Annotated in this window: 22 protein-coding genes and 1 other annotated feature; all 22 genes read left to right on the forward strand. The window is 51.4% G+C overall.

The window, feature by feature from the left end; translation table 11 throughout:
* The first annotated feature begins 5 nt into the window (after nucleotides 1-5).
* The 22 genes from NSU14_RS03690 to NSU14_RS03795 all read left to right on the forward strand — a co-directional run bounded on the left by NSU14_RS03690 (nucleotide 6) and on the right by NSU14_RS03795 (nucleotide 18,953).
* The gene (locus NSU14_RS03690) at nucleotides 6-1,328 is read left to right on the forward strand and encodes a hypothetical protein (protein ID WP_340942953.1); all 1,323 of its coding nucleotides are present in this window, start codon (nucleotides 6-8) and stop codon (nucleotides 1,326-1,328) included.
* Between the two features lie 285 nt (nucleotides 1,329-1,613).
* Nucleotides 1,614-1,859, forward strand: a complete 246-nt coding sequence (locus tag NSU14_RS03695) for a DUF4321 domain-containing protein (RefSeq protein WP_039300531.1) — start codon at nucleotides 1,614-1,616, stop codon at nucleotides 1,857-1,859.
* A 37-nt stretch (nucleotides 1,860-1,896) separates the two neighbouring features.
* The gene (locus tag NSU14_RS03700; protein ID WP_042139589.1) at nucleotides 1,897-2,505 is read left to right on the forward strand and encodes a Maf family protein; all 609 of its coding nucleotides are present in this window, start codon (nucleotides 1,897-1,899) and stop codon (nucleotides 2,503-2,505) included.
* Nucleotides 2,506-2,526: 21 nt separating this feature from the next.
* Nucleotides 2,527-3,216, forward strand: coding sequence for a RadC family protein (gene radC / locus NSU14_RS03705; RefSeq protein ID WP_042139588.1), 690 nt, complete (start codon nucleotides 2,527-2,529; stop codon nucleotides 3,214-3,216).
* Nucleotides 3,217-3,255: 39 nt separating this feature from the next.
* Nucleotides 3,256-4,290, forward strand: a complete 1,035-nt coding sequence (locus NSU14_RS03710) for a rod shape-determining protein (RefSeq protein WP_039300524.1) — start codon at nucleotides 3,256-3,258, stop codon at nucleotides 4,288-4,290.
* 58 nt (nucleotides 4,291-4,348) lie between these two features.
* Nucleotides 4,349-5,227: a rod shape-determining protein MreC gene (mreC, locus tag NSU14_RS03715; protein ID WP_042139587.1), complete on the forward strand. Its 879-nt coding sequence runs from the start codon at nucleotides 4,349-4,351 to the stop codon at nucleotides 5,225-5,227.
* Nucleotides 5,227-5,757, forward strand: coding sequence for a rod shape-determining protein MreD (gene mreD / locus NSU14_RS03720; RefSeq protein ID WP_171718266.1), 531 nt, complete (start codon nucleotides 5,227-5,229; stop codon nucleotides 5,755-5,757). The genes mreC and mreD overlap by 1 nt, the downstream gene beginning before the upstream one ends.
* 81 nt (nucleotides 5,758-5,838) lie before the next feature.
* The gene (gene minC / locus NSU14_RS03725) at nucleotides 5,839-6,498 is read left to right on the forward strand and encodes a septum site-determining protein MinC (RefSeq protein WP_042139585.1); all 660 of its coding nucleotides are present in this window, start codon (nucleotides 5,839-5,841) and stop codon (nucleotides 6,496-6,498) included.
* A 5-nt stretch (nucleotides 6,499-6,503) separates the two neighbouring features.
* The gene (gene minD / locus NSU14_RS03730) at nucleotides 6,504-7,298 is read left to right on the forward strand and encodes a septum site-determining protein MinD (protein WP_039300516.1); all 795 of its coding nucleotides are present in this window, start codon (nucleotides 6,504-6,506) and stop codon (nucleotides 7,296-7,298) included.
* Between the two features lie 205 nt (nucleotides 7,299-7,503).
* Complete coding sequence (locus NSU14_RS03735; RefSeq protein ID WP_340942963.1) at nucleotides 7,504-8,358, forward strand: M23 family metallopeptidase; 855 nt, start codon at nucleotides 7,504-7,506, stop codon at nucleotides 8,356-8,358.
* Nucleotides 8,351-9,193, forward strand: a complete 843-nt coding sequence (locus NSU14_RS03740; RefSeq protein WP_042139582.1) for a M50 family metallopeptidase — start codon at nucleotides 8,351-8,353, stop codon at nucleotides 9,191-9,193. The genes NSU14_RS03735 and NSU14_RS03740 overlap by 8 nt, the downstream gene beginning before the upstream one ends.
* 31 nt (nucleotides 9,194-9,224) lie before the next feature.
* Entirely contained in the window at nucleotides 9,225-10,466 is a 1,242-nt protein-coding gene (locus tag NSU14_RS03745; RefSeq protein WP_039300508.1) for an Rne/Rng family ribonuclease, read from the forward strand.
* Between the two features lie 122 nt (nucleotides 10,467-10,588).
* Nucleotides 10,589-10,674 (forward strand) — a sequence feature (ribosomal protein L21 leader region).
* Between the two features lie 14 nt (nucleotides 10,675-10,688).
* Nucleotides 10,689-11,000, forward strand: coding sequence for a 50S ribosomal protein L21 (rplU, locus tag NSU14_RS03750; protein ID WP_036698983.1), 312 nt, complete (start codon nucleotides 10,689-10,691; stop codon nucleotides 10,998-11,000).
* A gap of 12 nt (nucleotides 11,001-11,012) precedes the next feature.
* Entirely contained in the window at nucleotides 11,013-11,348 is a 336-nt protein-coding gene (locus tag NSU14_RS03755; RefSeq protein WP_042139581.1) for a ribosomal-processing cysteine protease Prp, read from the forward strand.
* Between the two features lie 17 nt (nucleotides 11,349-11,365).
* Complete coding sequence (rpmA, locus tag NSU14_RS03760; RefSeq protein WP_020429282.1) at nucleotides 11,366-11,677, forward strand: 50S ribosomal protein L27; 312 nt, start codon at nucleotides 11,366-11,368, stop codon at nucleotides 11,675-11,677.
* Nucleotides 11,678-11,893: 216 nt separating this feature from the next.
* Nucleotides 11,894-12,634 (forward strand): Spo0B domain-containing protein, encoded by a 741-nt coding sequence (locus NSU14_RS03765; RefSeq protein ID WP_340942968.1) that lies wholly within the window; start codon nucleotides 11,894-11,896, stop codon nucleotides 12,632-12,634.
* 15 nt (nucleotides 12,635-12,649) lie between these two features.
* Entirely contained in the window at nucleotides 12,650-13,960 is a 1,311-nt protein-coding gene (gene obgE / locus NSU14_RS03770) for a GTPase ObgE (protein WP_042139579.1), read from the forward strand.
* A 322-nt stretch (nucleotides 13,961-14,282) separates the two neighbouring features.
* Nucleotides 14,283-15,455, forward strand: coding sequence for an SPFH domain-containing protein (locus NSU14_RS03775; protein WP_042139578.1), 1,173 nt, complete (start codon nucleotides 14,283-14,285; stop codon nucleotides 15,453-15,455).
* Nucleotides 15,456-15,460: 5 nt separating this feature from the next.
* Nucleotides 15,461-16,207 (forward strand): hypothetical protein, encoded by a 747-nt coding sequence (locus NSU14_RS03780; protein WP_144026194.1) that lies wholly within the window; start codon nucleotides 15,461-15,463, stop codon nucleotides 16,205-16,207.
* Nucleotides 16,208-16,222: 15 nt separating this feature from the next.
* A complete protein-coding gene (locus NSU14_RS03785) occupies nucleotides 16,223-16,978 on the forward strand; it encodes a hypothetical protein (RefSeq protein WP_042139576.1) in 756 nt (251 codons plus the stop codon).
* Between the two features lie 153 nt (nucleotides 16,979-17,131).
* Nucleotides 17,132-17,569 (forward strand): ACT domain-containing protein, encoded by a 438-nt coding sequence (locus NSU14_RS03790; protein WP_039300484.1) that lies wholly within the window; start codon nucleotides 17,132-17,134, stop codon nucleotides 17,567-17,569.
* A 97-nt stretch (nucleotides 17,570-17,666) separates the two neighbouring features.
* Nucleotides 17,667-18,953 carry a homoserine dehydrogenase gene (locus NSU14_RS03795; RefSeq protein WP_039300481.1) on the forward strand — a complete coding sequence of 429 codons (1,287 nt, stop codon included), beginning with the start codon at nucleotides 17,667-17,669 and terminating at the stop codon, nucleotides 18,951-18,953.
* The last annotated feature ends 47 nt before the right edge of the window (nucleotides 18,954-19,000 follow it).

Below are 19,000 nucleotides of genomic sequence, written 5' to 3' on the forward strand. Positions count from 1 at the left end.
GAGCATTGAATAGCGGAAGAATGACATTCCGGTTTGATGGGGAGACGGCAGAACGTAAGGCGGAAATGGCAGACCGCCGTATAGGAAGAGAACCTGTTAGAGCCTTGGAGGTTGAGGACAGGGAACAGCGTGAGGAGATCAGAACGGCCCCGAATCTCCGTGCAGATGAATATATAGTTGATCTGGAGCGGGTGGAAATCCCCCGTGCAGCTGAAGTATCTTATATGAAATCCTCTGGTCCGCGCCGCCGCAACTGGGATGATTCAGATGGAGAGTATGATACTGGACAGTATTCATATCTCCCAGACTCAAGTACGCGCACAATTCCAGTTTATGCGGAGGTTTACAGGGACGATGATAATGCACCACCAGGTGAGCACTACCCGCTGTTTGAGGATGAGCGGGGCGCTGAGCAGGAACGGTTCGGGCAGTTCAGCACACACGGGAATCTGTATGGAGGCTCCTACCATACCCGCCGCCCTTCTTATTGGTGGAAGTTCGCTTTGTCAGTAGCAGGAGCATTAGGCACAGGAATCCTGCTCGGCTATGCAGCGCTGTCCTTCATCAGTGGCGGAGGGACGGGCACCGGGAATGGAAGCGGCAGTTCCGCTGTTCAGACGGGGATCGTTCAGAGCCAGAATGACACTGGCGGGGGAGCGGAAGCAGATATCACAGGCGTGCCGGTTGAAGGAACCGGTGAAGCGGTGGCAGTGCATGTTCCGGTACAGATTGCGGCGCAGAGCTATTATCTGCTCCAATACGGCGTATTCAGCACACCGGCTGGTGCTGCGCAGGCTCAGCAGGAGCTGCTTGCCGCAGGGCTTGCCGCAGGTCTGGACCCAGCGGACGGCAACCGGGTGTATGCCGGGATGTCGCCTGAGCGCGAGCAGGCCAAGCTGCTCAGCAGCGGTCTGAAGAATCAGGGCATCGAGCTGTATGTAAGGGAAGTGGCCTTGCCCGCTGTGGATCAGGTCAGCTATAACGGAACGGCGGAAGCAGTGGACAGCTATTTTGCAGTCAGCAGCCAGTTGTTGAGTGAGCTGAGCGGCCTGTCTGCTTCGCTGCTGAGCGGTATGGCCAGCGGTACAGACAGCTCAGCGGTAAGTGATCTTCATATGCAGTGGACCGAAACCGTCAAGCAGCTCGAGTCCGGGCTGTCTCCGGAAGGGAAGAGTATTGCCACCGGGCTGGAGAAATCCATGAGCCGGGGAATATCCGCACTGAACGAGTACGGCAAGAATAAGGCAGAGGGCCTGCTCTGGGAAGTGCAGGAGGCTATGATGAGCTTTTTGACCGGCCAGAAAAGTCTGCTGTCTGCGATAAGCTGAACGTTCACCCCATTGAATAAGATGTTGCCCATCCCCCGTACCGGCTGTTTGCCGGACGGGGGATTGCTGTGTTTCTCGCCAGTATAGCTGCTGCATGATAAATCAGTTGCCTATTGTGCCGGAGTCGGATAATGTTAGTGGACCACACCCGGCGGAGACTGGTGAAATCGGGCTTTATGCGGCACGGCTGTGGTAAACATTCCCTGAACGGATTTTGCGTTTGTATTGAACTCCGTTTCACCGTATAATAATTAGGGTGTCAAAAAATGGCGAGGGAAGACCAAAATGAAGAAGAAAAATGTAGGAACACTGCTGTTATTTCTAATTCTGGGCTGGCTGGCCGGAGCATGGATTGCCAAGCTGCTGGAACCTGTAAAAGCTCTGTCTTTTCTTACAACCTCGACTGTACTCAAGTGGTCGCCGCAAGCTGATTTGGACATCATAACCTATGACATCACTATCCATTTGAAATTGTGCCTGCTCAGTCTTGCCGGAATGATAACAGCTGTATGGCTGTACCGCAGACTGTAGCGTTCGCTGCCGGCATCTAGAAGGGACGTTTATTACAGTGGAGCATAACAACACGCGACACATTATTCTTGCTTCGGGTTCGCCGCGGCGGCGTGAACTGTTAGCCTCGCTTGGCCTGCCTTTCGAGGTTCTGGTCAGTGATGCTGATGAGAGTACGCCGCCGGAATGGACGCCTGAGACCATCGTGCGTAATCTGGCGGTGCGCAAAGCGGAGGCAGTACTCCCTGCAGCCGGAGACCGGGATGCTGTTATTGTCGGCAGCGACACGATTGTCGTGCTTGACGACAAGGTGCTCGGCAAGCCGGTGGACGAGCAGGACAGCGCTAAGATGCTGGCCATGCTGCAGGGAAGGACACATCAGGTATATACCGGGGTGGCCTGTATCGGTCTCGCAGAGGGTCGGACCCTGGTAGATCACAGGGTAACCTCTGTAACTATGAGAGCAATGAGCGAAGATGAAATCTGCGCCTACATAGCGACCGGGGAGCCTGCCGACAAAGCCGGCTCTTATGCAATACAAGGGCTTGGTGCCACCCTGGTGGACGAAATTGAAGGCTGTTATTTTAACGTGGTCGGTCTGCCGTTGTCGCTGCTAAGCGGCATGTTGTCCGGGTTCGGCATTTCTGTACTGAACCGGCAAGGATAGCAGGAAGAAAGAGGGTTAGGGATGGAGTCGCAAACATTTATGCTGCGTGACCTCCCCCATGAAGAACGACCACGAGAGCGCATGATGCATTATGGGGCGGAATCATTAAGTCAGGCGGAGCTGCTGGCAATTCTGCTGCGCACAGGTGCGCAGAGTGAATCGGCTATTCATATCGCCCAGCGGTTGCTGGGGATTACAGGCGGCCTCCGCGGGCTGGCGGACCTGAGCATTGAAGAACTGACAACAATCAAAGGCATTGGCCCTGCCAAGGCCGTGCAACTGAAAGCAGGCATAGAGCTGGGAAGACGGATGGCGAACTCCCGGCTTACAGAACCGGTTATCATCCGCAGTCCCCAGGACGCGGCGGAGATTCTGACCGAGCAGCTGCGTTATTTGCAGAAGGAGCATTTTATCTGCTTGTTTCTGAATACGAAGAATCATGTTATTGCGCAGGAAACATTGTCCATGGGCAGCCTTAACGCCTCCATTGTGCATCCCCGTGAGGTGTTCCGGGCAGCCATGAAATGCAGCAGCGCAGCTATTATATGCGCACATAATCATCCGAGCGGTGATCCGACGCCAAGTCCTGAAGACATCTCCTTGACCTCAAGGCTGATACAGGCAGGTGAAATTGTCGGCATCGACGTGCTGGATCACCTGGTCATTGGTGACAGCAGCTTTGTAAGTTTGAAAGAAAAAGGTTATATGTAATACAATTGTCTAGATCCACAAGGAAAAGGAGCATACAAGATGTTAGGTGGTTTTACGAAAGATTTAGGAATTGACTTGGGGACAGCGAATACGCTTGTCTACGTGCGCGGTAAAGGGATTGTTGTAAGAGAGCCTTCCGTGGTAGCCATTAATACTGATACTAAGACGATTGAAGCTGTAGGGGAGTCCGCCAAAAAAATGATCGGACGCACACCGGGCAACATTCGTGCCATTCGTCCGATGAAGGACGGGGTCATTGCCGATTTTGATACTACGGCAACAATGATCAAATATTTTATCCGCCAGGCACAGAAGCAGCGCTCGATGTTCCAGCGCCACCCGAATGTCATGGTCTGTGTACCATCCGGAATTACGGCTGTTGAACAACGCGCCGTTGAAGATGCAACGAAGCAGGCGGGAGCGCGTGAGGCCTATATCATTGAAGAGCCTTTTGCCGCTGCCATCGGAGCAGATCTCCCGGTATGGGAACCTACAGGAAGCATGGTTGTGGATATCGGCGGCGGAACTACCGAAGTGGCGGTCATCTCACTCGGCGGTATCGTAACAAGCCGTTCTGTCCGCGTAGCCGGCGATGAAGCGGATGAATCCATCATCCAATATATCAAACGCCAGTATAATCTCATGATCGGGGAACGCACTTCGGAGCAGCTGAAGATGGATGTGGGTTCTGCTCTGCCGCTCGAGAAAGCCGAAACTATGGAAATCCGCGGCCGCGATCTGGTAACGGGACTTCCTAAGACGCTGACTATTACCTCTGATGAGATCTGTGAAGCTTTGTCGGATACAGTGAATGCTATTGTTGAAGCTGTAAAAGTAACGCTGGAGAAATGTCCGCCTGAGCTTGCTGCCGACATTATGGACCGCGGTATTGTGCTTACAGGCGGCGGTGCGCTTTTGCGTAACCTGGACAAGCTGCTGGCGCGTGAGACCGGAATGCCGGTTATCGTTGCCGAGAATCCGCTGGACTGTGTAGCTATTGGTACAGGCAAGGCACTCGAGAATATTCATTTGTTCAAGAGCCGCAGCAGTTCGAGTCTCCGTTCCAAACGCTAGGACAATTCTGACCTGTGAACGTCAACCCCTGATGTGGGAGAAATTCGGTTGTTAGAGGGTGTTGAAACTGTTTAAGCTGTTTAATAATAAACGTTTATTTATATTGCTGATTACACTGGTCATGTTTATCGTGGTGATGGGCTTCAGCCTGGGACAGAGGAAAAACTTGTCCTGGCCGGAGAATTTCCTCAGAGATACGACCGGATTCGTGCAGAATTTGTTCTACAAGCCCGCTGGATACGTAGCGGGCTTGTTCCAAGATATCGGGAACCTGCATGATCTGGCTGAAGAGAATAAGCGGCTCAAAATACTGGCGGCGCAATACGCCCGGGATAAGGCGCAGTATAACTTCATTAAAGCCCGGAATGAGCAATATAAAATAGATCTTCAATTCACTGAAGCTCAAAAGAATCTGTATAACTATGAGTATCATATCGCTAACGTAGTCAGCCTGACGACAGAGCCAAGCAACAACATGCTGGTCATTGATCTCGGGGCTAAGGACGGCATTAAGCTGAATATGTCCGTGACCTCCGTTGAGGGACTCGTTGGAGTAATAAGTAACGTGAGTAATTTCACCTCCACCGTCAAGCTGATGACGATGATGGATATCAATGATCCCAACTCCCAGCCGGCGATTGCGGCAACGGTGTTCAACAAGGAAGGCGAAACCTTTGGGATGATTGAGAAATACGACCAGCAGACCGGTATGCTGATGATGAACAAAATTCCGGCAGGAAATCCGGTTGCCAAGGATGACCTGATCATCTCTTCCGGCATCGGCGGACTGTATCCGCTCGGAATGACCATCGGTACGGTTCAAGAGGTGAAGACTGGGGAGTTTGGTTTAACCTCTACTGCAATCATTAAGCCGGCGGCAGGATTCCAGGACTGGAAGGAACTCTTCGTTGTCTTTACGGAGGAGCGTGCGGAATAGTGAGGATGCGCAGATCCGTTCTAATTCTATTGTTGTTCCTCTTATTTATCCTTGAAGACACTATTCTCCCCTGGCTGATTCCGAATGCCTGGGAGATGCGGATTATCCCTGATCTCGTGTTCATCGTAATCCTGTTTGTGACGGTATACCATCACCGGCATACGGCACTTATTCTTGGCTTATCCTTCGGAATGCTGCATGATGTGGTGTTCTATGGCCGCATTCTTGGGGCACATTCTTTTGCAATGGGCTTATCCGCATATCTGATTGGTCTGATATTCCAGATTCCGCGTGCACCGCTGCCGCTGATGATGACGGTGGTGCTGCTGGGCAGCCTGCTGGAGGACAGCATGCTTTTTGCCATTTACAGTGTCTTTAATCTGAGTAAAGAACCCTATAACTGGGCGCTCCTGCACCATATGCTGCCTACTATGCTGTTTCATTTTGCTATCGGCTTGCTTCTCTACATCCCGCTCCGGCGTCAGCTGGAGCTGCTGAAGAAAGAGACCCGCAAAGAAGAAGCTGCTTAAGCCGCTGCTGCATTTTCTTATCCCATAAAGAAGGAATTTGCCCGGCCCGGCACGAATGAATGAGGATGGGGGGACAGGCATATGACAGTTAAATCCAAGCATGTAAGGATTAAGGGCATCAAGGATGGCCTGGTATTCCTGCTAGACGACAAGTGTCCCTTTGAAGATCTCTTAAGCGAGCTTCGCTATAAGCTGGAGCACAGCCATCAAAATATTCTGACCGGACCGATTGTGCATGTGGACATCAAGCTGGGCAACCGTCCTGTTACCGAAGAAGATAAAGAGGCAGTTCTGGATATCCTCAAGAGCCAAGGGAATTTATTAATCCGTTCCGTTGAAGCCTTGGAGGACCCTGAAGAGAAGGATACGGAAGCATTATTTATGATGAGCGGAATGCTCCGTTCCGGCCAGGTACTGCATCATGAGGGCAATCTGCTGTTTCTCGGCGATGTGAATCCGGGGGGAACCATTACCTGCTCGGGGGATATCTATATTCTTGGAGCGCTTAAAGGGATGGCACACGCCGGAATCAACGGCAATCAGGAAGCGATTATTGCGGCTTCGCTGCTGGCTCCTACCCAGCTCCGGATTGCTGATATTATCAGCAGGCCGCCGGACGAATGGGGAACCCGGGAGAGCAGCATGGAATTTGCCTATTTATCAGACGGTGCTATGCAAATCGACAAAATTCATAATATAGTCAAATTACGTCAGGATTTAAATGTGTTTAAAGGGGTGTAGCCTCCATGGGAGAAGCGATTGTCGTAACCTCGGGCAAAGGCGGAGTTGGCAAAACAACCACAACAGCCAACATTGGGACCGCGCTTGCATTGCAGGGCAAAAAAGTATGTCTGGTCGATACTGACATTGGACTGCGGAATCTGGATGTAGTCATGGGGCTGGAGAACCGGATCATTTACGATCTTGTGGATGTGGCGGAAGGCCGCTGCCGTCTGAATCAGGCGCTGGTCAAAGACAAGCGTTTTGAAGAGCTGTATATGCTGCCTGCAGCCCAGACCAAAGACAAGACCTCAGTCACTCCGGAGCAGGTCAAGGATATTATTCTTGAACTCAAGAAGGAATACGAATATATTCTGATCGATTGTCCGGCCGGGATTGAACACGGCTTCCGCAATGCCATTGCAGGGGCCGACAAAGCTATTGTGGTCACTACTCCGGAGCATGCTGCGGTGCGGGATGCGGACCGGATCATCGGTCTGCTGGAGCAGTCACATGTGGAATCACCGAAGCTGGTGGTCAACCGTATCCGTCCGGGTATGGTGAGATCCGGCGATATGCTGGATATCGAGGATATTCTGCAGGTGCTCAATATTGATCTGATCGGGATTGTGCCGGATGATGAGCTGGTCATCAAGGCAGCGAACAGCGGTGAACCTACCGTGATGAATCCGAATTCTGCAGCTGCAATTGCTTACCGCAATATTGCCCGGCGTATTCTTGGCGATGCGGTACCGTTGATGCAGCTGGACCAGAAACCGGGTGCTTTTAAGAAGTTCAAGAAATTTTTTGGAATGGGCTGAACCCTGGCCAGGCCCTTATTTATAGCGACCTTTCGTCTTGACCCGCCTGCTGAGAAATCCTTGGCGGGTTTTTTTGTGCGAATATACGGAGTAAGGCCGGTACAATCACTTACGCTTGGTAGTTATCTCCCCCCAGGGCTTGTTCTAAAGCAGCTTCCGCTACTCATAAAATGGAAGTAAAACAAGCCCGTCCGGAGGGATCAATATGGAATACGAGAAAGATATCAAAAATCGCCGTAAGAAACGTATACAGAGCTTATTAGAGGAGCAGACCGAAGCCGGATCAGCGCCTGCGCTTTTCACGCTGCCTGACAACACTATCCCATTCAGGGAATGGGGGGCGGCTCCCCGAAATGAATTCACTGCTTCAACGGAACCTGATCCTGAGGTGATGTGGAAGAAGCAGCGCAGCAGCTGGGAGGACGAAGGCGGGGATGGGCCGCGCTTTGGCGCAGGTTTCATGCGGAGGACGATAGCCAGCCTGCTGGTCTTCGGAGCGGTGTGGGGAATCTTCGCAGTGAGTGAGCCGTGGGCCGTGAAGTCGCAGTATTTCATCACTGGCGCCCTCAGTAATGATATGGATTTCGCTGCAGTGCAGGTGTGGTATGAGGAGCATTTCAATGGAGCCCCTTCGTTCATTCCGATCTTCGGAGATAAAGAGGTGCCGGCAGAGAAAGTGACAGCCGTTCATGAACTGAGCGCCCCCTTGGAGGGAAGCATTGTGCGTCCCTTTGCCGCGTCCCTTAAGGGGGTCGAAGTGATACCGGCAGATGATTCAGGCTCGAGTGTCACAGTAGAAAGTGTAGATACGGGCCGCGTATTGTCCGTGTCCAAAGAAGCACAGGGAGGCATCCGGATCACCGTCCGCCATACCGGAAATATAACGGCGGAATACGGCCATTTGAGCGGGACGAGGCTCGCAGTGGATGACTGGGTACAGAGCGGAGATGCGGTGGGCTGGATTCAGGGGACAGAGGATGCACAGATTCCGATGCTTTTTTTTGCGATTATGAAAGACAAGTCTTATATTGATCCTGCTGAAGTGGTATCGTTTGATTAGGATCTTCGGTATTGAGCTGTCTCTGCATCCGCTCTTCGTGCTGATTCTGTTTTTCTCCGTGCTTACCGGACAGTTCCTTGAAATTATTACTCTGTTTTCAATTGTATTTATCCATGAACTCGGACATGTATGTGCGGCACTATTGACCGGGGTTACCGTCAAGTCCGTGCAGCTGCTGCCGTTCGGGGGAGTTGCGGTCATAGAGGATCATGGACGGCTAACAGCCGGACGTGAAATGGGGATAGCCGTTGCCGGACCGCTTCAGAACGGGATTATGATCCTGCTGGCGCTGGCGCTCAAGCAAGCGGAGTATGGCAGCAGTGCTTATCTGGATTATTTCATCGGGGCCAATGCCATGATCGCGCTGTTCAATCTGCTGCCGGTGCTTCCGCTCGACGGAGGCAAAATCCTGCAGGCAGCTCTAAGCCTGCTGCTTCCGTATTATTACACCCTGCTGTGGATCGGCAGAGTCAGTATTGCGGCCAGTCTGCTTGTTGTGGTGTTCGCCCTGCTTCCGCTGGGAACCGGCGGCGGACTCCGTCTTAACCTGCTGATGATTGGTGCCTTTCTGCTCTATTCCAATGTAACGGACCAGCGCAACCTGCCTTACCGGTTTGTTGCCTTTTTGATGAACAGGGAACAGATCTATGAGCGGTACCTGCAGTCGGAGAGCGTTGCCCGGCCAATAGTTGCGTTCTCTGCGAAACCTTTGGATGATATATTGCGTCTATTTAAACGTAACCATTATCATTTTATCTATGTAATGAACGATGACAGGGATATAGTGGCTGTTCTCCCTGAGCAGCGTCTGATTTCTTCTTATTTCGGAATATAAAGCTAGAATGATTCAAACCAGAGGTGAAGCCATGAAACAAATGATCGTTCACTGCACACAGCATATTACTCGTATGGCACTTCTGGAGAACGGGAGGCTGGTGGAATATGCGGCTGAACGCGATCAGCAGCAAGGTCTGGTCGGGAGTTATTATAAAGGTCGGGTTATGAATGTGCTGCCGGGTATGCAGGCGGCTTTTGTAGATATCGGACAGAAAAAGAATGCCTTTCTGTATGTAGACGATGTGCTGCATCCCCATCTGGAGAAGCAGCCGGAGGTGAAGCCCTCTATTGAGACGCTGCTGCAGCCCGGTCAGGAGATCGTCGTCCAGGTTAGAAAAGAGCCGCGTGGCGGCAAGGGGGCGCGGGTGACTACCCATTATACCTTGCCCGGACGCTGGATGGTGTATATGCCTTTTGCCGAGTATGTCGGGGTTTCCAAAAAAATCAGCCGCGAATCCGAGCGCAGCCGGCTTAAAGGAATCGGCGAACGGTTGCGCCAGGGTGAAGAAGGAATCATTATGCGTACAGTCTCCGAAGACGAGCCTGTGGAGGCTGTTGAAGGGGATCTGGCCTTTTTGCGGGCCCAGTGGGAAGTAATTACCCGGCGGGCTAAGGAAGCGGACGCGCCGGCTTTGCTGCACTGTGATCTGAGCATCGTTCAGCGGTTTATCCGGGATGCCTTCAACCCGCAGCGTGATGAGCTGATGATTGATTCGGCCAAGGCGGTTAAAGAGGCGGAAGCATTCCTTACAGATATGGCTCCCGAAGGGTACAAGCCTGTAGGATTCTACCGTGGACAAGAGTCCATCTTCTCGGCATATGGTGTGGGAGATCAGCTCCATAAGAGCTTCAGCCGCAAAATCATCCTTGAAGGCGGGGCTACGCTCATTTGGGATGAGACAGAGGCGCTCACCGTTATTGATGTGAATACGGCTCAGTACACCGGCGGGACGAACCTCGAGGATACTGTAACACGGACCAATCTGCTGGCGGCGGAAGAGATCGGGCGGCTTGTCCGTCTGCGGGATACGGGCGGCATTATTATCGTTGATTTCATTGACATGGAGCGGGAGGAGCACCGGAAGCAGGTCATCGCGAAGCTGGAGAGCATCATCAGCCGTGACCGCACCAAGACGCATATTCTCGGCTGGACCCATCTGGGCCTGCTGGAAATGACCCGCAAGAAGGCAAGGCATGATTCGGCCGGATTTGCTCCGGTGATCTGTCAATGCTGCGGCGGGACCGGCAAAGTAGGGACATGGCTGGAGTAGGGCAGTTTTTTCACGCTAAGAAGGTACCGTCTGTTAAAAGGATGATAAAGCCGCTTTCTACTTGACTTAGGATAATTAGTATGATAATATCTTCAAGTATGTGTTTGGTTGTTAATTTCCTGCACATGCTGTAACCGCTCCGATCGGGTATATCAAGTGCAATTCCTCCGGGGGTTGCCACCTAGACTAGGCGAGTCTGAGACATGAGGAGGTGCAAGTACAATGTATGCAATTATCGAAACTGGCGGTAAACAATACAAAGTCCAAGAGGGCGACGTGTTGTTCATTGAGAAGCTGGAAGCTGAAGACGGCGCAAGCGTAACGTTTGACCGTGTCTTGGCTGTTTCTAACGAAGGTGGTTTGACTGCAGGAACTCCGCTGGTAAGCGGCGCGTCTGTAACAGCCAAAGTCGAGAAACATGGTAAAGGTCATAAGGTTGTAGTTTACAAATACAAACCTAAGAAGAACTACCACAAGAAACAAGGCCATCGTCAACCGTACACCAAAGTAACTATCGAGAAGATTCAGGCGTAAGAAGGTGCGTTAATGATTAACGTGCGGATTACACGGGCTTCTGCTCAAGGTGTCATTGTCGGTTTTGCCGTCAAAGGGCATGCGGAATACGCAAGGAATGGTAAAGACATCGTCTGCGCGGGTGTTTCGACCGTTACGGTTGGAACTGTGAATGCGATTGAAAGCCTGACCGGTGTAGTCCTGGATACTTCGATGAAGGATGGTTTTCTGAGTGGAACCCTGGTTCCCGTGAATGATCCTGAAGTCTCCGCCAAGGTGCAGCTTTTGCTGGAATCCATGGTGCTGATGCTCAAAGATATCGCTAAATCTTACAGAAAATTTGTTCAGATACAGGAAGTCATTATTTGAAGAAGGAGGTTGACAACATGTTGAAATTGGATCTTCAATTATTCGCATCGAAAAAAGGTGTAGGTTCCACAAAGAACGGACGTGATTCCCACTCTAAACGTCTTGGCGTGAAACGTGCTGACGGTCAAGCAGTAACCGGCGGCAACATCTTGGTTCGTCAACGCGGAACAAAAATCCACCCGGGCACTAACGTGGGCATCGGTAAGGATGATACACTGTTCGCACTTGTGGACGGCGTAGTGAAGTTCGAACGTTGGGGTCGCGATCGCAAAAAAGTGAGCGTGTATCCGGTTGATGTCGCTCCGGTAGCAGCGGCACTGGAAGCGTAAGCTTTCGGAACCTATTTAGATGAGAAGCCTCCGGCATGAGTGCCGGGGGCTTTTTTTGAAAATATTCGCACCTATAGAATTCAAGTCAAACACCCGGCAGGAATGCTGGTGATTGCAGGGAAAGCCTGTGTTATACTGGGAAATGGAAAATATCTAGCAATATAAGCAACCGCTACATTGGAATGAATTTTGCGAACCGAGGGACGGGGAGAAAGAATGAAATCCTGGAAAATTATTGTCTGGGCAGTCATGTTATCCGCAGTGCTTCCTTTAGGTCTCGTGTATTGGCAACCCTCCCTTTTCACATGCCTGCTGCTCGGTGTATGGGTAGCGGCAGTGCTTGCATTCAGCTTTCTTTACAACCGGCGTCATTATGAAGAGGAACTGCGTATACAGGAGAAGACTCTGCAGCAGGCGGCAAACCGGACACTGAATCACCATCGTCATGATTGGATGAACGATCTGCAGGTGCTTTACGGATATATCCAGCTGGGCAAGCCTGATAAATCCGTGTTATGTGTGGAAAGAATAAAGGAGCGTATCGCGCTGGACAGCCGTATCGCCAAACTGGGGATTCCTTCACTGGTATTCTACCTGCAATCCTTCCGTACCTACAGAAGCAGCCTGGAGCTGGAAATAGAGGTGGAAGAAGGGCTACAGCTGGAGGACAAGCTCAGTCCCGAAACAGGCGATGAGCTGACGTCTGTGATTATGCAGACCGTTAGGGCGTATCAGTACAGCGGACTTGCACCGCAAGGAGAAGCGCGGAAGCTTCGGCTCGGATTTTCACAGGAGGGAAGAGACATTCTTATCTCTTTCGAAGGTGAGGGAGATCATGGCAATCCCGAACTGCTGCAGGGGCAAATTTATAATATAGTACAAGGAAAAATCATGAAGGCGGAGCAGTTTCAGCCGAGCACAAGCTATGTAGAACTGCGTTTACCGCTGGAGATGTAAGGAAGGTGAACATTAATGTTCGTAGATAAAGCTAAGATTTATGTTAAGGGCGGCGACGGCGGAGATGGTCTCGTGGCGTTTCGCCGTGAGAAGTATGTACCGGAGGGCGGTCCTGCCGGCGGAGATGGCGGCCGCGGCGGAGATGTGATTTTCCGGGTAGATGAAGGCTTGCGTACACTGATGGATTTCCGTTATCAGCGCCATTTCAAGGCCGATAAGGGAATTAAGGGACGCAATAAGAGCCAGCACGGGGCGAACGCTGATCACATGATCGTGCGCATTCCTCCGGGAACTGTGCTGATCGATGATGATACCCAGGAGATCATTGCCGATATGACCCGTCATGGACAACAGGTCGTTGTGGCCCGCGGCGGCCGTGGCGGCCGGGGGAATACCCGGTTTGCGACTGCAAACAACACTGCGCCGGAGCTTGCCGAGAACGGCGAAGAAGGCCAGGAGCGTTATATCGTAATGGAACTGAAGGTAATGGCAGACGTAGGTCTGGTAGGATTCCCGAGTGTGGGTAAATCTACATTGCTGTCGGTAGTATCTGCTGCCCAGCCGAAGATTGGTGCCTATCACTTCACAACAATTACACCAAACCTTGGTGTAGTTGACGTTGGGGATGGCCGCAGCTTTGTTATGGCGGATCTGCCGGGCCTGATTGAAGGTGCGAGTGAAGGTGTGGGGCTTGGACATGAGTTCCTGCGCCACGTTGAACGTACACGTATCATCATTCATGTCGTGGATATGTCCGGCTCTGAAGGCCGTGATCCCTTCGAGGATTGGGTGATGATTAATGACGAGCTGAGGCAATACAACGCTGCCCTGATTGACCGTCCGCAGATTGTTGCGGCGAACAAGATGGATATGCCTGATTCCGAAGAGAATCTTGCCGCCTTCCGCGAGCGTGTGGCGGAGCTTCGTCCGGATCTTGAAATCATGCCGATATCCTCGCTTACCCGTCAGGGAGTGCAGGAACTGCTCTACCGGGCAACGGACGTGCTGGATAGTATTCCTGTCGCACCGGTCGTTGAAGAAGTGGCTGAAACTACTGAGCGCAAGGTGTACAAGCTGGAAGCGGAAGAAGATAATTCCTTCACCATTACCCGCGACAATGAAGCATTTGTAGTCACCAGTCCGCGTATTGAGCGGATGCTGAAGCGGATGCAGCTGAGTACACATGATGCTATCCTCAAGCTGGCCCGTACCTTGCGTCATATGGGTGTGGATGCCGAACTGCGCAAGCGCGGTGCTGTAGAAGGCACTATTGTGCGCATTGCTGATTTCGAATTCGAGTTTGTTGAGAACAGCAGCTACTATTAATATCTGCGCTTGTTGCTGAATGCTGTCAAGCGGCTTTGAATATGCCGGCTGTGTTTCCCGTGAGGGGACACAGCCGGCTTTTTTAATAGACAGGGGAATAAAAGAACTGCTTTTTATAAAGTCTGCTTTAAATATTTGGCTAAATTTACTACAATCATATGTGGGCCCGAGAACGGGAATAGGTCATGGGCGGACGGATTTATCTGCAACCGAATCCAAATAAGGAAATCCCCGTATATAATTAAGGGCAATAAGCACTAATTTCCAGCTGAACCAACCGATAATATAAATACAAACCTGTCATGAAAGAGGGAATAGGCAGATGGCAATTATTGAAGTAGTCAAATATGACGGGCCTGCAGGCGTCTTCGCCTGGAAATATCCTAATCAGGAGCTGGGCACATGGACACAGCTGATTGTGAATGAATCCCAGGAGGCGATTCTGTTCAAAGGCGGTGAGGCACTCGATTCCTTCACAGCGGGACGTCACACGCTCAGCACGGCGAACATCCCGATTCTGTCGAATGTAGTGAATCTGCCGTTCGGCGGCAAATCACCGTTTACAGCGGAAATATGGTTCGTGAACAAGATGAACTCTATGAACGTCAAGTGGGGGACAAGTTCGCCGCTGCAGCTGCAGGATCCCAAATACCAAATCATGATCTCTGTCCGCGCCTTCGGCCAATTCGGAGTCAAGATTGAGGATCCCCGCAAATTCCTGCTGAAGCTGGTGGGGACGCTGCCTTTATTTGATCAGGACACTATGGTGAGTTATTTCCGCGGGCTGCTGATGTCCAATATTAATGAACTGATCTCTTCTTATCTGGTGCACAAAAAAATCAGCATTCTGGAGATCAATGCCTATGTCGTAGAAATTTCGAAGCATATACAAGGCCGTCTGGCGTCGTCCTTCCTAGATAGCGGGATCGAGCTGAATAATTTCTTTATTGATTCCATTAACATTCCTGATAATGATCCGGCCATACTCCGATTGAAAGAGGCTTTAGCCAAAAAAGCAGAGATGGACATCATCGGCTTCACCTATCAGCAGGAACGCAGCTTCGATACCATGGAGGAAGCCGCAGGGAATCCGGGTAATTTAGGCGCCGGGATGATGAATACCGGCCTGGGGCTCGGTATGGGCTTTGGCCTTGCCGGACCTGCGACTGATATGATGAACAGGATGACACGCGGCATGTCACTGGACGGCGGTACGGCGGCAGCACCGGGAACAAATTCCAAATCCTGTGCAGGCTGTGGAACGCTTAACCCGGCAGATGCTCGGTTCTGTACCGGCTGCGGTCAGAGCCTGCAGCCGGTGCCTGCTGCAGCTAGCAGTACTTGCCGCAGCTGCGGCAAGCCGGTAATTCCCGGCGCCAAATTCTGCCCGCACTGCGGGGAGAGCCTGATCATTAAATGCACGGGTTGCGGGCATGAACTGCAGCCCGGACAGAAATTCTGCGCGGAATGCGGAACAAGGGCGGCTAATGGGTGAGCCGGATGAATAAACAGAGGTCTTACACGGGGCTTATCACTGTCATTTATGCTGCTGTTCTGGCGGTCACTGTTTTCTCCTTCTTCATGCTTGGATTTTCTGAGTCGCTGGTGCGTTTCATAGTGACTCTGCTTGCCGTATGCATTGCTGAGACTGCCGTATATGGTTATTGCGTATTTTGGCTGCGTTCCGCTCCTGATGTCAGCAGGACTTCACCGCTACTCCTGAGCGGGGCTTGGATTGTTGCCCTATATGTATTCGTGGTAATTGCTTTAGCTGTGCTGCTTGACTGGATTCTGGAACTGAGCCCGCTCTGGTATGCGGGAGTGCAGCTAGTTGTGTTGGTTACTGCTGTGGCTGTTCTGGAAGCGATAGGGTTATATGGCCGGAATGCAGCGTCACAGGAACAGAGGGATGCCGATGCCTCAAGGAATCTGCGGCGTTACCGGCAGGAACTGCGAGAGATTAGAGAGCTTGCGGGGAGCTGGAAGCATCCGGAATCCATTCGTTTGACTGAGCTGGTGGGTTCCTTAGAGGAAAGGTTCCAGTACAGTGATCCGGTTTCGAATCCGGAATTGGCCGCAACCGAGGATATGATAAGCCAGCAGATTTCTCTGCTTCATGATCATGTTGCCTTATTGCTTGTACTGAAGGAGCCGCCAGGCGGCTGGGAAGCGGAAACACAGGAATTGACGGATAGTATTGCCGGCACGCTCCAGCGGCGCAACCGGGAGCTGGCGGCACTTAAATAGGAGGAAGATTACGGAATGGGTATCGTGAATGAGCTAGAGGGACTGCTGCCGGGCCGGGAAGGCCAGCCGTCTGACGGTCTGCCCAAATATGAGCGGACAACATTTGACTATGTAACTATTGGAGTGGGTTACCTTGTGATGCCAATCGGCCTTGTGCTTGCTTTGATCCGCTTCTTTGGAACACATTACAAAAATTACCGCAAACCCGTCAACTACAGCCTGCTGTATCATGTTTTTGTAGGGGGTTTTGTACAGATGATGGGCTTTATCCTTTATTCGATATATAGTGACGACGGGATCGATGTCATGACGTTAATTATAATGTTAATCCTCTTTGCCCTTGTTCTGCTCCTGCCCGCGTCAGCTTTTGCCAAAAGGGCGGCCAAAGCCAGATTCCGCTTCTCACAGCTGGCTAATCAATATGTGCAGCTAATTACTGCGGGAAGAGTACGTTATATTGGGAATCTGGCTGACCGTACCGGCCAAAGTGAGAGCGATGTGAACAGAGATCTGATCTACCTCAAGAAGTATGGGGTGCTGGACTCCGGGCTGCTCTTCAGTGAGGGAGCGGATACTGAGCCTGATGCTCCGGTTAATCAGGCGGATTCATCGCCATTTTCTTCCCCGGGCGGACAAGCGGTATATCAGCCGCCAAGACCGCAGCAGCAGCCGAAGTCCATACGCTGCCCTGGCTGTGGTGCGCAGAATACAGTCTCCCCTCTTCAGTCCAAGAGCTGTGACTACTGCGGTACGACCGTCTCTTACAGTTAAGTGAAGGCTGTTCCTCCTGATTAACGGGTGGAATAGCCTTTTTTGAAAATTCAAGGTCACATGCTGTCAGAGGAAAAAGTGTTGCAATTTAAGTCTTCAATCCCGTATAATGTCCACTATGTACATACAAAAGTCTTTGGGGTGAGGACGTTCGTGAAAGAACGCTATTATTTGGTCCGGGAGGACATATTGCCCGATGCTGTACTGAAGACCATGCAGGTCAAGCAGCTGCTGGAAGCAGGAGATGCCAAAACGGTACACGAGGGCGTGGAGCAGGTTGGGCTTAGCCGCAGCGCTTTTTATAAATACAAAGACGGAATTCATTTAATTCATCAGCTGGAACGTGAGCGTATAGTAACCATCTCGATAGATCTGGAGCACGAATCAGGTATGCTCTCTAAAGTGCTGGGTTCTGTAGCTGTCCACGGGGCCAACGTGCTGACGATTCACCAGAGTATCCCGCTGCAGGGGCGGGCCAACGTGGTGATCTCTGTTGAAATTTCTCATTTAAATGAAGAATTAGGCGATTTACTGGATAGTCTAAAGGCAATCTCGGGTGTGAAGCGGGCGTTAATTATCGGCCAGGGCTAGTATTGCTTAACAAAACTTAAGCCTATGCTTACGAAGTGAGTTTTGCTTGAAGTGAATACAAGGAGCAGACGCTCGCAAAACTTTTAGGAGGATACAAATGAAGCCGGTTAAAGTGGGATTGCTGGGTTTGGGTACAGTAGGTACGGGCGTAGTCCGTATCGTTGAAGGGAATCAGGAGGATTTGAGCAGCCAGGTAGGCTCGCCGATCCTGATTGAACGTATTGCCGTGAAGAATACGGAGAAGCCGCGGGAAATTGAAGTCGATCCATCCAAGATCACCGATGACCCGTGGGAGGTTATACGGGACCCGGAAATTGATGTCATTGTCGAGGTCATGGGCGGTATTGCGGGAACGAAAGAGTACATTTTAGAGGCGCTGGAGCGCGGCAAACATATCGTTACAGCCAACAAGGACCTGATGGCCCTGCATGGCTCGGAGATTCTGGCTAAGGCTCAGGAGAAGCAGTGTGATGTGTTCTACGAGGCCAGCGTGGCTGGAGGCATTCCGATTATCCGTACACTGATTGAAGGATTCTCCTCCGACAAGATTATGAAGATTATGGGTATCGTTAACGGGACAACCAACTACATACTTAGCAAAATGAGCCAGGAAGGCGCGTCTTATCTGGATGTGCTGAAGGAAGCACAGGAACTCGGGTATGCTGAATCTGATCCAACCTCCGATGTGGAGGGTCTGGATGCTGCCCGCAAGATGGCGATCTTGGGCACCCTTGGCTTCCGGACCAACGTTGAACTCAGCGATGTCAGTGTGAGCGGGATCTCCGGCGTGAGCAAAGAGGATATTGCTTTTGCCAAGCGGCTGGGCTATGAGATGAAGCTGCTCGGCATTGCCGAACGCCAGGATGAAGAATTCAGCATCAGTGTGCAGCCTACGATGATCCGTGCCAGCCACCCGATTGCATCCGTGAACGGAGTATATAATGCCGTATATGTGTATGGGCAAGCTGTAGGGGAAACGATGTTTTATGGTGCCGGAGCAGGCGCAATGCCTACCGCAACCTCGATTGTGGCAGATCTTGTGGCTGTAATTAAGAATCTGAAGCTGGGTGTGAATGGGCTTAAGCAGATTGTCCCCTATAAGCAGAAGAAGCTGAAGAGCGATGAAGATATCTTCTACAAGAACTTCCTCCTCCTGCACGTAGATGACAAAGCGGGTGTGCTGGCGAAGATTACTCAAGTGTTTGCCGAATATGATGTCAGTCTGGATTCCGTAGTGCAGCAGGCTAATGCCAATAACCCGGATGCAGAAATCATTATTGTAACGCACAATGCCAGCAAGGCGAGTATGAATAAAGTAATGCGGCATTTAGAGCAATTGAACGTCATTCACCGCATCAAAAGCCATTATCGTGTAGAAGGCTGAGTACCGCATTCCGAAATTCATCGGCTGCGTGCAAATATAACGAAGGA

Origin of the sequence: Paenibacillus sp. FSL R10-2771 (assembly GCF_038000205.1) — a bacterium.
GTDB classification, from domain to species: domain Bacteria; phylum Bacillota; class Bacilli; order Paenibacillales; family Paenibacillaceae; genus Paenibacillus_AQ; species Paenibacillus_AQ phytohabitans.

What these genes read in the sequence shown, in the direction of transcription:
- NSU14_RS03695 (WP_039300531.1), top strand. Translation starts at nt 1,614, where the DNA reads ATGAAGAAGAAAAATGTAGGAACACTGCTGTTATTTCTAATTCTGGGC.
- radC (WP_042139588.1), top strand. Translation starts at nt 2,527, where the DNA reads ATGGAGTCGCAAACATTTATGCTGCGTGACCTCCCCCATGAAGAACGA.
- NSU14_RS03710 (WP_039300524.1), top strand. Translation starts at nt 3,256, where the DNA reads ATGTTAGGTGGTTTTACGAAAGATTTAGGAATTGACTTGGGGACAGCG.
- minC (WP_042139585.1), top strand. Translation starts at nt 5,839, where the DNA reads ATGACAGTTAAATCCAAGCATGTAAGGATTAAGGGCATCAAGGATGGC.
- minD (WP_039300516.1), top strand. Translation starts at nt 6,504, where the DNA reads ATGGGAGAAGCGATTGTCGTAACCTCGGGCAAAGGCGGAGTTGGCAAA.
- NSU14_RS03735 (WP_340942963.1), top strand. Translation starts at nt 7,504, where the DNA reads ATGGAATACGAGAAAGATATCAAAAATCGCCGTAAGAAACGTATACAG.
- NSU14_RS03745 (WP_039300508.1), top strand. Translation starts at nt 9,225, where the DNA reads ATGAAACAAATGATCGTTCACTGCACACAGCATATTACTCGTATGGCA.
- rplU (WP_036698983.1), top strand. Translation starts at nt 10,689, where the DNA reads ATGTATGCAATTATCGAAACTGGCGGTAAACAATACAAAGTCCAAGAG.
- NSU14_RS03755 (WP_042139581.1), top strand. Translation starts at nt 11,013, where the DNA reads ATGATTAACGTGCGGATTACACGGGCTTCTGCTCAAGGTGTCATTGTC.
- rpmA (WP_020429282.1), top strand. Translation starts at nt 11,366, where the DNA reads ATGTTGAAATTGGATCTTCAATTATTCGCATCGAAAAAAGGTGTAGGT.
- NSU14_RS03765 (WP_340942968.1), top strand. Translation starts at nt 11,894, where the DNA reads ATGAAATCCTGGAAAATTATTGTCTGGGCAGTCATGTTATCCGCAGTG.
- obgE (WP_042139579.1), top strand. Translation starts at nt 12,650, where the DNA reads ATGTTCGTAGATAAAGCTAAGATTTATGTTAAGGGCGGCGACGGCGGA.
- NSU14_RS03775 (WP_042139578.1), top strand. Translation starts at nt 14,283, where the DNA reads ATGGCAATTATTGAAGTAGTCAAATATGACGGGCCTGCAGGCGTCTTC.
- NSU14_RS03780 (WP_144026194.1), top strand. Translation starts at nt 15,461, where the DNA reads ATGAATAAACAGAGGTCTTACACGGGGCTTATCACTGTCATTTATGCT.
- NSU14_RS03785 (WP_042139576.1), top strand. Translation starts at nt 16,223, where the DNA reads ATGGGTATCGTGAATGAGCTAGAGGGACTGCTGCCGGGCCGGGAAGGC.
- NSU14_RS03795 (WP_039300481.1), top strand. Translation starts at nt 17,667, where the DNA reads ATGAAGCCGGTTAAAGTGGGATTGCTGGGTTTGGGTACAGTAGGTACG.